A 12,872-nucleotide genomic window follows, 5' to 3' on the forward strand; every position below is an offset into this window, starting at 1 on the left:
GGCTCACCCCTCCTTCCGGAGGTAGTGCCGTGTCGGTCGCGATCGCTAGATTTCGTGAGTCGTCCGGGACCCGATCCCGCCACCGCCGCAAAGGAGCGCGCAGATGAGCAGCCAGATCGACCACCTGCTGAATGAAACCCGCCGGTTCGCCCCCTCCCCCGAGTTCGCCGCGGATGCCGTCGCCACCGCCGATCTCTACGCGCAGGCGGATGCCGACCGTGAAGGATTCTGGGCCGAGCAGGCCCGGAGCCTGCACTGGCACACCCCGTTCACCCAGGTCCTGGACTGGACGAACCCGCCTTTCGCCCAGTGGTTCGCCGACGGCGAGCTCAACGTCGCGTACAACTGCCTCGACCGCCACCTCGCGGCCGGCAACGGCGACCGCGTCGCCCTGCTGTGGGAAGGCGAGCCGGGCGATGAGCGCCGGATCACCTACGCCGAACTGACCGAGGAGGTCAAGCGGACGGCGAACGTGCTGGAGCATCTCGGCATCGGAGCCGGCGACCGGGTCGCCATCTACCTGCCGATGATCCCCGAGGCGATCGTCGCGATGCTCGCGGTCGCCCGGATCGGCGCCATCCACTCCGTGATCTTCGGCGGGTTCTCGGCCGACAGCCTGCGCTCGCGCATCGACGATGCAGGAGCGAAACTCGTCATCACCGCCGACGGCGGATACCGCAAGGGACGCGTCTCGCCCCTCAAGCCGGCGGTGGACCAGGCCCTGGGCGACCGCGGCGAGGGGCTTCAGGAGAGCGTGGAACATGTGCTGGTGGTGCGCCGCGCCGACAACGAGATCTCCTGGACCGAGGGTCGCGACATCTGGTGGCACGACGCGGTTCCCGCGGCATCCGCCGAGCACGAGGCTCAGCCGTTCCCGGCGGAGAATCCCCTGTTCATCCTCTACACCTCGGGGACGACGGGAAAGCCCAAGGGCATTCTGCACACCTCGGGCGGCTATCTGACGCAGGCGGCGTTCACCAACCGGGTCGTGCACGACCTGCACCCGGCCTCGGACGTCTTCTGGTGCACGGCCGATATCGGCTGGATCACCGGGCATTCCTACGTCACGTACGGCCCGCTCGCCAACGGCGCCACCCAGGTGCTCTACGAGGGCACGCCCGACGCGCCGCATCCGGGCCGGTGGTGGGAACTGGTGGAGAAGTACGGCGTCACCATCCTGTACACCGCGCCGACGGCGATCCGTTCGTTCATGAAGCTCGGGCGCGAGATCCCGCAGAAGTTCGATCTGTCCTCGCTGCGTCTCCTCGGCTCAGTGGGCGAACCCATCAACCCCGAGGCGTGGATGTGGTACCGATCGATCATCGGCGGCGATGCGGCCCCCATCGTCGACACGTGGTGGCAGACCGAGACGGGCGCGATCATGGTGTCGGCACTGCCCGGAGTCACCGAAACCAAGCCGGGATCGGCTCAGGTGCCGCTTCCCGGAATCGGCATCGACGTCGTCGACGACGAAGGCACGCACGTCGGCAACGGCAACGGAGGGCTGCTCGTCATCACCCAGCCTTGGCCCTCGATGCTGCGCGGCATCTGGGGCGACCCGGAACGTTTCGTCGAGACCTACTGGGAGAAGTTCCAGGACAAGGGCTTCTACTTCGCGGGCGACGGTGCGCGCCTGGACGATGACGGCGACGTCTGGTTCCTCGGCCGGGTCGACGACGTGATGAACGTGTCCGGGCACCGTCTGTCGACGACCGAGATCGAGTCGGCGCTTGTGGGCAACGAAGCGGTGGCCGAGGCCGCGGTGGTCGGTGCCGCCGACGAGACGACGGGCCAGGCGGTGGTTGCGTTCTGCGTGCTGAAGGAATCGTTCCTCAAGGCGCACGACGTCGACGGCATCGTCGATGTCCTCCGCCGGTGGGTCGGCGAGCAGATCGGCCCCATTGCACGCCCGCGCGATGTGTACATCGTCACCGAGCTGCCGAAGACCCGCTCCGGAAAGATCATGCGTCGGCTCCTGCGCGATGTGGCCGAGGGGCGCGAGGTCGGCGACACCACGACGCTGGCCGACACCATGGTCATGTCGACGATCCAGTCGAAGGTCACGAAGAAGTAGGCGGCATCGACCGCCGCGGCGGATCGTGGGGGGCGGCGCGTCAGTTCGCGCCGCCCTCCTGCGCGGCCCGGCGCCGCCTGATCTCCGCCTCCAGACGCGCCGCACGTTCTTCGCGTTCGAGGTCGGCCAGCTGCTCCTCCGTCGTGCGGGTGTCGCGCATCGGGGATGCCGCGACCGGCGGCTCCGGCTCGCGTGACCATCGCCGCGGGTCACCGAAGCTCATCGCCTCGGGCGCGCTCCCCCACTCGCGACCGAGCGCGAACCAGAGAATGGAGCCGACGAGCGGGAGCAGCACGATGAAGATGATCCAGGCGAACTTCGGCAGGTGGCGCACCTGATCGTCACGTCGGGTGATCGCATCGATCAGGGCCACGACCATGAGGACGAAGACCAACAGGGCGAGGAACGGCATGCCTCCCACCCTGGCGACATCATCGCCTCCGCGCAACGGTCGGCGGCACGAGGATCAGGCGAGGGCGAAGACGACCTCGACCTCGACGGGGCTGTCCAGCGGCAGCACCGGCACGCCGACCGCGGAGCGGGCGTGGCGCCCGGCGTCGCCGAAGATCTCGCCGAGCACGTCGCTGGCACCGTTGATGACGCCGGGCTGACCCGTGAACTCGGGAACGGACGCGACGAACCCCGTCACCTTCACGACGCCTGTCAGGCGCTCGATGTCACCCACGACCGCCGCCGCCGCGGCGAGAGCGTTCAGCGCGCTCTGGCGCGCGAGGTTCTTCGCATCGGATGCCGCGACCAGCCCGTCCCCCTCGCCGACCTTGCCGGTGGCCGGCAGCGCTCCCGACACCATCGGCAACTGCCCGGAGGTGTAGACGAGATCGCCGTGAACGACGGCGGGGACGTAGGAGGCGACGGGAGGAACCACGGAGGGCAGCTCGATGCCGAGCTCAGTCAGCCGGGCAGCGATGCTCATGCTTCCTCTCCGAACTGCTGGGCGGCAACGGCGGCCGCTCCGAGACCGGCGTTGGCCGCTCCGCCACCGGCGGGACGCTTGAAGTAGGCCACGAGCCCGCCTTCGGGGCCGGGGACGACCTGGACGAGCTCCCACCCCTGCTTTCCCCAGTTGTTGAGGATGGCGGCGGTGTTGTGGATCAACAGCGGGGTCGTGAGGTACTCCCACGTGGTCATGCGAACTCCCGGAAATCGGCGCGGCGTGCGGGGGCGCGCCCCGGTGCACCGAGGGATCCCCCAGGGTTCTCCCTTACGATCAACCCTATGCCCCAACTCAAACGGACGGCCACTGGTGTGCTCGGTGGCATCGCGGGACTCGTCGGTCTGAGCGCCATCGCCGGCATCCTCGTCACGGCCACCGTGACTCCGGCGATCGCGGTCTCCGGCTACGCCGCTTCCAGCGCCCTCGACTCGTTCGAGAACATGCCGGGCTTCCTCCAGATCGATCCGCTCATGCTGCCGACCGAGATGTACCGCAAGGACGCCAACGGCAACGACGCGCTGATGGCGGAGTTCTACGACCAGAACCGCATTCCGGTGACCTTCGACCAGGTCAACCCGGTGATGTACGACGCGATCACCTCCAGCGAGGACAAGAACTTCTACACGCACGGCGGTGTCGACCTCGTCGGGACGCTGAGCGCTCTGGTGGGCAACGCCTCCAACGGCTCGAACCGGGGCGGCTCCTCCATCACGCAGCAGTACGTCAAGAACGTGCTGCAGCAGAACTGTGAGAGCAAGGCGCAGAACTCCGACGAAGTCGCCGCGTGCTACGCCACGACGACGGCCAACCAGGGAGCCGAGGGATACCAGCGCAAGCTGCAGGAGATGCGGTACGCGATCCAGCTCGAGAAGCAGTACTCCAAGGATGAGATCCTGCTGGGCTACCTCAACATCACCAACTTCGGTGGCCTGGTCTACGGAATCGGCGCCGCAGCACAGCACTATTTCGGCGTCTCGGCAGCCGATCTGACGATCGCGCAGGCGGCGACCATCGCCGGCATGGTGCAGGCGCCCAACGTCTACCGCATCGACATGCCAGAGGGGTCCACGACCGACAAGGCCGGCAACCCTGTCAACAGTCAGGCCGATGGCTACTCGCTGACCCTCGATCGACGCAACTACGTTCTCGGCCGGATGCTTGCCAATGGCAAGATCTCGCAGCAGGAGTACGACGACGCGATGGCCTCGCCCATCACGCCGAACATCACGAACCGCAGCCAGGGCTGCCAGAACGCGACGGGTGCCGAGTTCTTCTGCGAGTACGTGCGCACGATCCTTCTCAAGGACCCTGCCTTCGGCGCCGACGACGACACGCGCGCGGCGAACCTGCGCCGCGGCGGCATGAAGATCTACACGACGCTCGACCCGACGCTGCAGGACGAGGGCATGAAGGCCATCTCGATCGTGCCGGCGTACGTGGACTACATGAACCTCGGCGCCTCCGCCGTGCAGGTGGAGGTCGGCACCGGACGCATCCTCTCCATGGTGCAGAACCGCCCGTTCTCGACGGACGATGCCCCCGTCAACGCCCCCACCACGCAGGTGAACTACAACGTGCGTCAGGAAAACGGCGGCGGCGGCGGTCACTCCGCGGGCTCGACCTACAAGATCTTCAGTCTGTTGAACTGGCTCGAGCAGGGCCACTCGGTCAACGAGACCCTGAACGGGCGCATCGGCCCGAAGAAGGTCGACCAGTGCGACGGGACGATCCAGAACGTGGTCGCCGGCAACAACGGCAACGGCCAGATCGGAAACTTCGAGAACAACTCGGGCTACGTGGGCACGGTCTACAACTTCACGAGAGACTCGCTCAACTCCGGGTTCCTCACGATGGCGGAGAAGATCTCGGTGTGCAGCACGAACCGGCTCGCGATGAAGATGGGCGTCATGACGGGCAGCGGCGGACCGCTGGACACGACCAACTACGCCTACAACGTGCTCGGCGACCAGGCGGTGGCACCCATCGACATGGCCCAGGTCTATGCCTCTGTCGCCGCGAAGGGAACGCTGTGCCCCTCGAAGGCGATCGACAAGGCGATCGACGCGCAGGGCAAAGACATCACCCCGCAGATCACCTGCCAGCCGGCGATGAGCGAAGCGGTCGCGGCTACTGCGGCGTACACCCTGCAGGGCGTCATGACCGGAACCGGCTCCGGCGCCCGGATCGGCGACGGTGTCCCGGTCTTCGGCAAGACCGGTATCCACGAGTACCTGCACACCTGGATGGACGGCTCATCGACCAAGGTCGCGACGGTCGTCTGGGTCGGAAACGTCGAAGGCACCGATCTGCTGAGCGACCACTCCGAGAACGGCTACGTCCTGTCGCGGATCCGCAACTCGATCTGGCCCGCGATGCAGGGAGCCGCAAACGCGAAGTACGGCGGCGACCGCTTCCCCGACCCGGATGCCGCGCTGACCAAGCGTCAGCTCACCGATCTGCCGTCGGTGATCGGCATGACCGTCAGCCAGGCGCAGCAGACGCTGAGCACGGCCGGATTCTCGGTGACGGTGGGCGACCCAGTCGACGGAACCGAGGCCGCGGGCACGATCATCCAGCAGGATCCCGGTGCGGGCAGGGTCGCCGGCGGAACGACCGTCACGATCCGCCCCAGCAACGGTCAGGGCATCGCCGTTCCGGCCGTGAGCGGCAAGCCCGCCGACGCGGTCGCCAACCTCAAGGCGCAGGGCTTCAGCAATGTGGGCCAGCAGTGCACCGCCTCGCCCACCGCTGATGACAACGGCACCGTGACGGGAACAGACCCTGCCGCGGGAACCGTGGTCAACCGCGGCACGCAGATCACCGTGCAGTACCAGGCCAAGAACTGCGGCGGACGTCCGTGACGTCGGCACGCACCGCCCTCGCCGCCGTATCGGCGGCGGGGGCGGTGGCCGTCGGCGCCACCATCTGGGGGACGTGCATCGAGCGTTTCCTCTTCACGGTCCGTCGCCACGAGCTCGACATCCTGCCTGCCGGGTCGGCCTCACTGACGGTGCTCCACCTCTCCGATGCCCATATGGCTCCGTGGCAGCATCGAAAGCAGCAGTGGATCGCTCTGCTCGCCGATGCGGTCCGACCGGATCTGGTCGTGAATACGGGAGACAACCTCGGCCATGCCGACGGGCTCCGCGGCATCCGTTCCGCGTTCGCGCCTCTGCGCGGCGTGCCGGGCGTCTTCGTCCACGGTTCGAACGACGTGAGCGGACCGTCGGCCCGGAATCCTCTCAACTACTTCCGCGGCCCTTCGGGCGGCCCGCACAACGTCGAGAAACTCGACACGGCGGCGATGGACGCCTACTTCACCGATGAGCTCGGCTGGACGAACCTGAACAACACCGCGGCCGTCGTCGAGGCCGGTGGTCTGCGGCTGGAGACCTTCGGGGTCAGTGACGCGCATCGCGAGTGGGACGATCTGCCCGCGCTGCCCGCCGCGATCGAAGCCGCGCGACGCGGTCGCCCCTTCCACGCCGCGCGCGATGCGGATCTCGTGATCGGCGTGACGCACGCGCCGTATCAGCGCGTCCTGGACCGGTTCGTCGAGCTGGGTGCCCAGGCCATCTTCGCCGGGCACACGCACGGCGGTCAGGTGCGCATCCCCTTCTCCCCCTCCGCGCTGGTCGCCAACTGCGACATCCCCCTCGACCAGGCGCGCGGTCTCAGCACATGGACCGCCGCCGGACGCCGCGCGCCGCTGAACGTCTCGGCCGGGCTCGGACACTCGATCTATGCCCCGGTGCGCTTCGGATGCCGCCCGGAGGCGTCGGTGCTCACGCTGCGCGCACGGCGTGACGACGACGGCCTGCTCGATTCGTCACGAGGGGCATCGACGGGGTAGACTCGGAGGGTTGCCACGGGGTGTGGCGCAGCTTGGTAGCGCGCTTCGTTCGGGACGAAGAGGCCGCAGGTTCAAATCCTGTCACCCCGACAGCAGAGAGGCTCCGCCTGGAGAGATCCGGGCGGAGCCTTTCGCGGATCACTCACCGGATGGGAGCACCCGATGACCACCCCCCGCCTGATCGCCTTCGATCTCGACGACACGCTCGCCCCCTCGAAGAGCGCCATCGACCCCCGCATCGGCGAGCTCCTGCTCGAGCTCGCGGCGCGCGTCGAGGTGGCGATCATCTCGGGCGGCCAGCTCCAGCAGTTCCAGTCGCAGGTCGTCGAGCGGCTGCCCGCAGCGGATGCCGAGACCCTCGACCGCTTCCACCTCATGCCCACCTGCGGCACGCAGTACTACCGGCTCGAGGACGGCGGCGTCCGCACGGTGTACGCGCACGCGCTCACCGATGACGAGAAGTCCCGCGCGCTGGCTGCCGTCGAAGAGGAGGCGCGCCGCCTCGGCCTCTGGGAGGCCGAGCCCTGGGGCGACATCCTCGAGGATCGCGGCTCGCAGATCACTTTCTCCGCTCTCGGCCAGACCGCTCCCCTGGAGGCGAAGATGGCCTGGGACCCGACGGGCGAGAAGAAGAACGCGCTCCGCGACGCGGTCGCCGCGCGCATCCCCGACCTCGAGGTCCGCTCGGGCGGCTCAACGTCGGTCGACATCACCCACCGCGGGATCGACAAGGCGTACGGCATGCGTAAGCTCGCCGAGGTCACCGACATCCCCCTCGACGACATGCTGTTCATCGGCGACCGCCTCGACGAGCACGGCAATGACTACCCCGTCCTGGCAATGGGCGTGACCTGCCAGGCCGTGGACGGCTGGGAGCACACGGCCGCCTACCTCGCCGAGCTCATCCCGACGCTCCCGCGTCGCTGACGTCAGCCGTCGACAGCCACGACGGCGGTCGACGGGGCAGGCATGCCGGCATCCGCGTAGTAGGCGGTGATGTGGGCGCGCACGAGCTCACGAGCGCGCTCCGCGTCGCCCGACTCGATCGCACCGAGGATGTCACCGTGCTCGCGGTGCAGTCGCTCGACGGTCGCGTCCCAATCGGAGATCCGACGCGCGCCGGCGCGGATGTAGTTCTCGATCGTCGTGCGAAGACCGGCCATCGTCGCGGCGACGACGAGGTTGCCCGCGGCATCCGTCAAACGCAGGTGGAACTGCGCGTCGAGCGCGAGGAAATCGTCTGCCGTCAGCTGCTCGTCCTCCATGGCGGCGAGTGTCGCCCGGGCTTCGGCGAGATCGGGCTCGTCGAGATCGGCCAGGTGGGCGACCGCCCACTCCTCCAGCAGGAGCCGCGTCTCATACACGTCGGGGATGGGAAAACCGTGCGCCGCGACCTGCAGACGCAGCAACTGTGCGAGACCACCGTGCGGGGTCGCCGTGACGATCGCGCCCGCGGTGGGGCCTGAGCCCGTCGCCGTCCGGATGAGACCCATAACCTCGAGCACCCGCAGGGCCTCGCGCACGCTCGACCGCCCCACCCCGAGGGTGGCCGCGAGTTCGCGCTCCGGCGGCAGTCGGTCGCCCGGCCCGAGAGCACCGCTGAGCAGGTCGGCCTCGATCTTCTCGAGCACGACGCGCCAGGCGCGGGCTGGGGTGTTCTCCGTCATCGTCGGCTTCTCATTCCGTCGTCCCTATATGGTCAGGCCACACTAGCGCACCGGCGACGGACCGGCAATAATCGCCGGACCGGGGAGACACGGGCCTACTCTCGGACCATGCACCCCCTCCTGCTCGTCATCGTCCTCGCCGCCGTCGCGTCCGCCTTCTGCTGGGTGGCGTCGCTCGTCAGCGGGGACACCTCCTGGGTGGACCGTCTGTGGTCGATCGTCCCCGTGGCGTACGTCTGGGTGTTCGCGGTGTCCGCGGTCGCGGACGACGCAGACGCGGGGCGCCTGATTCTGATGGCCGTCCTCGTGACCGCGGGGGGTGCGCGACTGACCTTCAACTTCGCGCGCAAGGGCGGCTACTCCGGCGTCGAGGACTACCGTTGGGCGATCCTGCGCGGGCGCATGTCGCCGATACTGTTCCAGGTCTTCAACCTGCTGTTCATCGTGCTCTATCAGATGACACTGCTCGTGCTCATCACGCTGCCTGCGGCGATGGCGAGGACTCATCCGGCTCCGCTGACGGCGGCCGATGTGATCATCACCGTGCTCTTCGTCGGTTTTCTCCTCGGCGAGAGCGTCGCCGATCAGCAGCAGTGGGACTTCCACCGGGCGAAGGCACGCGGTACTGCGGACGGCTTCCTCACGACGGGCCTGTTCGCCTACAGTCGGCATCCGAACTTCTTCTTCGAGCAGGCGCAGTGGTGGGCGTTCTACGCGTTCGGTGCCACCGCCGCCGTCGCCTCCGGAGGCGGCGTGTGGGGCGGCGTGATCAACCCGACGATCGTCGGCGCGATCCTGCTGACGCTCCTGTTCGTGGGATCGACCGTGTTCACCGAGTCGATCTCGGCCGAGAAGTACCCCGCCTACGCGCAGTATCAGCGCACGACCTCGATGCTGGTGCCACTGCCGCGCCGCCGAGACGGCGCGCGCGTCAGCTGAGCCGGCCGTCCGACTCGCGCAGGTAGCACTCCGCACACATCGACTCGTAGGTGACCTTCTCGTGGGAGAGCTCGTCGATGGCGACCTGATCGCCGTCGAAGACGAATCGTCCTCCGACCAGGCGCGCATTGAACAGCGCCTTGCGCCCACAGCGGCAGATCGTCTTCAGCTCTTCGAGGCTGTGGGCGAGCTCCAGAAGCCGGGCCGAGCCGGGGAAGGCGCGCGTCTGGAAGTCGGTGCGGATGCCGTACGCGAGGGCGGGGATGCCGTCATCGACGACGATCCGCAGCAGGTCGTCGACCTGGGCCGGTGTGAGAAACTGCGCCTCGTCGATGAGAAGACATGCCACCCGTCCGTCGTAACGAGCTGCGTGCTCTACGACGAGGGCGCGCAGATCGGCATCCGGAGCGATGAGGAAGTCGACCTGGCGCTCCACGCCGAGTCGGCTGGAGATCTGATCGGCGCCCTTCGTGTCGATCTCGGGCTTGGCCAGCAGAACGTGCTGCCCGCGCTCTTCGTAGTTGAAGGCCGCCTGCAGCAGAGCCGTCGACTTGCCGGAGTTCATCGCTCCGTAGCGGAAGTACAGCTTCGCCATGCGCGTGCCGCCCCGATCCGGCTCAGCGGTTGATGCCGAGCACGCCGGCCGTGGCGTCGAGCGACGCGTCCGCGGCGGCGGGGTTGCCGTTGAGGGTCGACCCGTAGCTCGGGATGAGCGCCTTCAGTTCGGGCTCCCAGGCGGAGATGCGGTCGGGGAAGCACGTCTTCAACAGGCCCAGCATGATGGATGCCGCCGTCGAGGCGCCCGGGGAGGCGCCCAGCAGACCGGCGATCGATCCGTCGGCGGAGGTGACGACCTCGGTGCCGAACTGCAGGACGCCACCCTTCTGCGGATCCTTCTTCATGACCTGTGCACGCTGGCCGGCCTGCAGCAGCTCCCAGTCCTCCGCCTTCGCGGTCGGCATGAACTCGCGAAGCGAGTCGACCTTGCGCTTGTGGCTCTTGAGCAGTTCGCTGACGAGGTACTTGATGAGGCCGGGGTTGTCGACGGCGACCTTGAGCATCGGACCGATGTTGCCCGGACGCACCTGCGCGACGATGTCGGTGATGCGGCCGTTCTTCAAGAACTTGGGGCTGAACGTCGCGAACGGCCCGAACAGCAACGACGTCTCGCCGTCGACCACGCGGGTGTCGAGGTGCGGCACCGACATGGGCGGCGCCCCCACCGAAGCCTGCGAGTACACCTTGGCCTTGTGCTGCGCGACGACGGCCGGATTGGAGGTCTTCAGCCACTGCCCGCCGATGGGGAAGACGCCGTATCCGGAGATCTCCGGAATGCGCGAGGACTGCAGCAGCTTGATCGCCCAGCCGCCCGCTCCCACGAACACGAAACGCGCCGACAGGCTCCCCGGGGTGCGCCCGAGCGTGTGACGATAAGACACGTTCCATGTGCCGTCGGCGTTCTTGCGGAGCTTTCGCACCTCACGATTGGTGACGACGTCGACGCCCTGGTCGGCGAGGTGAGAGAACAGCTGTCGCGTGAGCGCGCCGAAATCCACATCGGTGCCGGCGGGCACCCGCGTGGCCGCGAAAGGCTCGTCGGACTTCTTGCGCTTCTGCATGAGCAGCGGCGCCCACTGGTGGATGACGCGGGAGTCCTCGGAATACTCGATGCCCTCGAACAGCGGCTGCGTGCGCAGCGCCTCGTAGCGCTTCTTGAGGTAGGCGACGTCCTTCTCCCCGCGCACGAACGTCATGTGCGGGGTCGCGTTGATGAAGGTGGACGGCGCATCGAGGATGCCGCGTTCGATGAGGCTCGCCCAGAGCTGACGGCTCTGCTGGAACTGCTCGTTGATCGAGATCGCCTTAGCGGGGTCGACGGAGCCGTCCTTGGCCTCGGGCATGTAGTTGAGCTCACAGAGCGCCGCGTGCCCCGTGCCGGCATTGTTCCAGGCGTTCGAGGACTCCTCGGCGACGTCGCTGAGGCGCTCGAGCACCACGATCTTCCAGTCCGGCTGCAGCTGCTTCAGCAGGGTTCCGAGGGTGGCACTCATGATGCCACCGCCGATCAGGACGACGTCGACGGGTTCACTCACAATCACCCAGTCTAGGCGCCGTTTTCTCCGGCCTCCGCGACTCGCGGCATCCCCCGCCGTCAACTCTTGCGGTTCTTTCGCCCCGCTCAACTCCGCGAGAAGCGAGTTCCGCACCGAGACACGCGCCGTCCGACGGTGTTTCGGTGCGCGGACCGTGTCTCGCAGTCAGGCGGTCTCGCGGTGGGCGGTGCTCGGACCGCCGTCAGGCGGCGGGGGCGGCCAGACGCGCCGCGACGATCTCGGCGATCTGCACGGCGTTGAGCGCGGCGCCCTTGCGCAGGTTGTCGTTGCTGATGAACAGCACGAGACCCTTGCCCTCGGGGGCGGACTGGTCGGCGCGGATGCGGCCGACGTAGCTGGGGTCGTTGCCGGCGGCCTGCAGCGGCGTCGGCACCTCCTCGAGCACGACGCCGGGAGCGGATGCCAGGATCTCGCGCGCCTGCTCGGGCGTGATGTCGTCGCGGAACTCCGCGTGGATCGACAGCGAATGGCCGGTGAAGACGGGAACGCGCACGCACGTGCCGGCGACGCGAAGGTCGGGCAGCTCGAGGATCTTGCGGCTCTCGTTGCGGAGCTTCTTCTCCTCGTCGGTCTCGTTGTCGCCGTCGTCGACGAGGTTTCCCGCGAACGGGATCACGTCGAACGCGATGGGCGCGATGTACTTCTCGGGCTGCGGGAAGTCGACGGCCGACCCGTCGTGCACGAGGTCGAGCGTGTGTCCCTGGGCCAGCACGCCCTCGACCTGGCCGAGGAGTTCCTGCGCCCCCGCCAGACCCGAGCCCGAGACGGCCTGGTAGGTACTGACGATCAGGCGCTCGAGGCCGGCCGCGGCATCCAGCGGCTTGAGCACGGGCATGGCCGCCATCGTCGTGCAGTTCGGGTTGGCGATGATGCCCTTCGGCGGGTTCACCGTCGCGTGCGGGTTGACCTCGCTCACCACGAGCGGAACCTCGGGGTCCATGCGCCACGCGCTGGAGTTGTCGATGACGACGGCACCGGCCTCGGCGAAGCGCGGGGCGTGCGCGCGGGAGCCGGTGGCGCCGGCGCTGAACAGCGCGATGTCGATGCCCGCCGGGTCGGCGGTGGCGACGTCCTCGATGATGACCGTCTGTCCGCCGAACTCGACCGCCGTGCCCGCCGAACGGGCCGTCGCAAACAGGCGCAGCTCGCGGATCGGGAACGCACGCTCCGCGAGAATCTCGCGCATGACCGTGCCGACCTGTCCGGTGGCGCCGACGACGGCGACAGAGAGTCCTGAGTCAGAGATGCGGGTCATGAGGGATCCTTGCAG

Annotated in this window: 12 protein-coding genes and 1 tRNA gene; 6 read left to right on the plus strand and 7 right to left on the minus strand. The window is 68.0% G+C overall.

Translation table 11 applies throughout. The annotated features are described in order from the left end of the window. Positions 1–103: 103 nt before the first annotated feature. Entirely contained in the window at positions 104–2,074 is a 1,971-nt protein-coding gene (acs, locus tag JOE53_RS09815; protein ID WP_204947557.1) for an acetate--CoA ligase, read from the plus strand. A 40-nt stretch (positions 2,075–2,114) separates the two neighbouring features. On the opposite strand, the gene JOE53_RS09820 is transcribed toward acs, so the two are convergent. The 3 genes from JOE53_RS09820 to JOE53_RS09830 are packed head-to-tail and all read right to left on the minus strand — an operon-like array spanning position 2,115 to position 3,223. Next, a complete protein-coding gene (locus JOE53_RS09820) occupies positions 2,115–2,486 on the minus strand; it encodes a PLD nuclease N-terminal domain-containing protein (RefSeq protein ID WP_036286277.1) in 372 nt (123 codons plus the stop codon). A gap of 54 nt (positions 2,487–2,540) precedes the next feature. Continuing rightward, the gene (locus JOE53_RS09825; protein WP_204947558.1) at positions 2,541–3,008 is read right to left on the minus strand and encodes a RidA family protein; all 468 of its coding nucleotides are present in this window, start codon (positions 3,006–3,008) and stop codon (positions 2,541–2,543) included. Then, a complete protein-coding gene (locus JOE53_RS09830) occupies positions 3,005–3,223 on the minus strand; it encodes a DUF4177 domain-containing protein (RefSeq protein ID WP_005051231.1) in 219 nt (72 codons plus the stop codon). The genes JOE53_RS09825 and JOE53_RS09830 overlap by 4 nt, the downstream gene beginning before the upstream one ends. 87 nt (positions 3,224–3,310) lie before the next feature. On the opposite strand from JOE53_RS09830, the gene JOE53_RS09835 reads away from it, so the two are divergent. The 4 genes from JOE53_RS09835 (at position 3,311) to JOE53_RS09850 (ending at position 7,809) form a co-directional block, all read left to right on the plus strand. Beyond that, the gene (locus JOE53_RS09835; RefSeq protein ID WP_005051233.1) at positions 3,311–5,890 is read left to right on the plus strand and encodes a transglycosylase domain-containing protein; all 2,580 of its coding nucleotides are present in this window, start codon (positions 3,311–3,313) and stop codon (positions 5,888–5,890) included. Continuing rightward, positions 5,887–6,882 carry a metallophosphoesterase gene (locus tag JOE53_RS09840; protein ID WP_204947559.1) on the plus strand — a complete coding sequence of 332 codons (996 nt, stop codon included), beginning with the start codon at positions 5,887–5,889 and terminating at the stop codon, positions 6,880–6,882. The genes JOE53_RS09835 and JOE53_RS09840 overlap by 4 nt, the downstream gene beginning before the upstream one ends. Before the next feature lie 16 nt (positions 6,883–6,898). Further along, positions 6,899–6,972, plus strand: a tRNA-Pro gene (locus JOE53_RS09845). 72 nt (positions 6,973–7,044) lie between these two features. Then, positions 7,045–7,809 carry an HAD-IIB family hydrolase gene (locus JOE53_RS09850; protein ID WP_204947560.1) on the plus strand — a complete coding sequence of 255 codons (765 nt, stop codon included), beginning with the start codon at positions 7,045–7,047 and terminating at the stop codon, positions 7,807–7,809. 2 nt (positions 7,810–7,811) lie between these two features. Here the strand turns inward: JOE53_RS09850 and JOE53_RS09855 are convergent, their stop codons facing one another. Beyond that, a complete protein-coding gene (locus tag JOE53_RS09855) occupies positions 7,812–8,549 on the minus strand; it encodes a FadR/GntR family transcriptional regulator (protein ID WP_204947562.1) in 738 nt (245 codons plus the stop codon). Positions 8,550–8,657: 108 nt separating this feature from the next. On the opposite strand from JOE53_RS09855, the gene JOE53_RS09860 reads away from it, so the two are divergent. Then, a complete protein-coding gene (locus tag JOE53_RS09860) occupies positions 8,658–9,488 on the plus strand; it encodes a DUF1295 domain-containing protein (protein ID WP_204947564.1) in 831 nt (276 codons plus the stop codon). Here the strand turns inward: JOE53_RS09860 and JOE53_RS09865 are convergent. The 3 genes from JOE53_RS09865 to JOE53_RS09875 form a co-directional block, all read right to left on the minus strand. Further along, entirely contained in the window at positions 9,481–10,083 is a 603-nt protein-coding gene (locus JOE53_RS09865; RefSeq protein WP_016464451.1) for a thymidine kinase, read from the minus strand. The genes JOE53_RS09860 and JOE53_RS09865 overlap by 8 nt on opposite strands. A gap of 22 nt (positions 10,084–10,105) precedes the next feature. After that, complete coding sequence (locus tag JOE53_RS09870) at positions 10,106–11,581, minus strand: malate:quinone oxidoreductase (protein WP_204947566.1); 1,476 nt, start codon at positions 11,579–11,581, stop codon at positions 10,106–10,108. Between the two features lie 202 nt (positions 11,582–11,783). Continuing rightward, the gene (locus tag JOE53_RS09875; RefSeq protein WP_204947567.1) at positions 11,784–12,857 is read right to left on the minus strand and encodes an aspartate-semialdehyde dehydrogenase; all 1,074 of its coding nucleotides are present in this window, start codon (positions 12,855–12,857) and stop codon (positions 11,784–11,786) included. Between the last annotated feature and the right edge of the window lie 15 nt (positions 12,858–12,872).

This window comes from Microbacterium laevaniformans, assembly GCF_016907555.1.
GTDB lineage: Bacteria > Actinomycetota > Actinomycetes > Actinomycetales > Microbacteriaceae > Microbacterium > Microbacterium laevaniformans.

What these genes read in the sequence shown, in the direction of transcription:
- acs (WP_204947557.1), top strand. Translation starts at nt 104, where the DNA reads ATGAGCAGCCAGATCGACCACCTGCTGAATGAAACCCGCCGGTTCGCC.
- JOE53_RS09820 (WP_036286277.1), bottom strand. Translation starts at nt 2,486, where the DNA reads ATGCCGTTCCTCGCCCTGTTGGTCTTCGTCCTCATGGTCGTGGCCCTG.
- JOE53_RS09855 (WP_204947562.1), bottom strand. Translation starts at nt 8,549, where the DNA reads ATGACGGAGAACACCCCAGCCCGCGCCTGGCGCGTCGTGCTCGAGAAG.
- JOE53_RS09875 (WP_204947567.1), bottom strand. Translation starts at nt 12,857, where the DNA reads ATGACCCGCATCTCTGACTCAGGACTCTCTGTCGCCGTCGTCGGCGCC.
- JOE53_RS09865 (WP_016464451.1), bottom strand. Translation starts at nt 10,083, where the DNA reads ATGGCGAAGCTGTACTTCCGCTACGGAGCGATGAACTCCGGCAAGTCG.
- JOE53_RS09835 (WP_005051233.1), top strand. Translation starts at nt 3,311, where the DNA reads ATGCCCCAACTCAAACGGACGGCCACTGGTGTGCTCGGTGGCATCGCG.
- JOE53_RS09830 (WP_005051231.1), bottom strand. Translation starts at nt 3,223, where the DNA reads ATGACCACGTGGGAGTACCTCACGACCCCGCTGTTGATCCACAACACC.
- JOE53_RS09825 (WP_204947558.1), bottom strand. Translation starts at nt 3,008, where the DNA reads ATGAGCATCGCTGCCCGGCTGACTGAGCTCGGCATCGAGCTGCCCTCC.
- JOE53_RS09850 (WP_204947560.1), top strand. Translation starts at nt 7,045, where the DNA reads ATGACCACCCCCCGCCTGATCGCCTTCGATCTCGACGACACGCTCGCC.
- JOE53_RS09860 (WP_204947564.1), top strand. Translation starts at nt 8,658, where the DNA reads ATGCACCCCCTCCTGCTCGTCATCGTCCTCGCCGCCGTCGCGTCCGCC.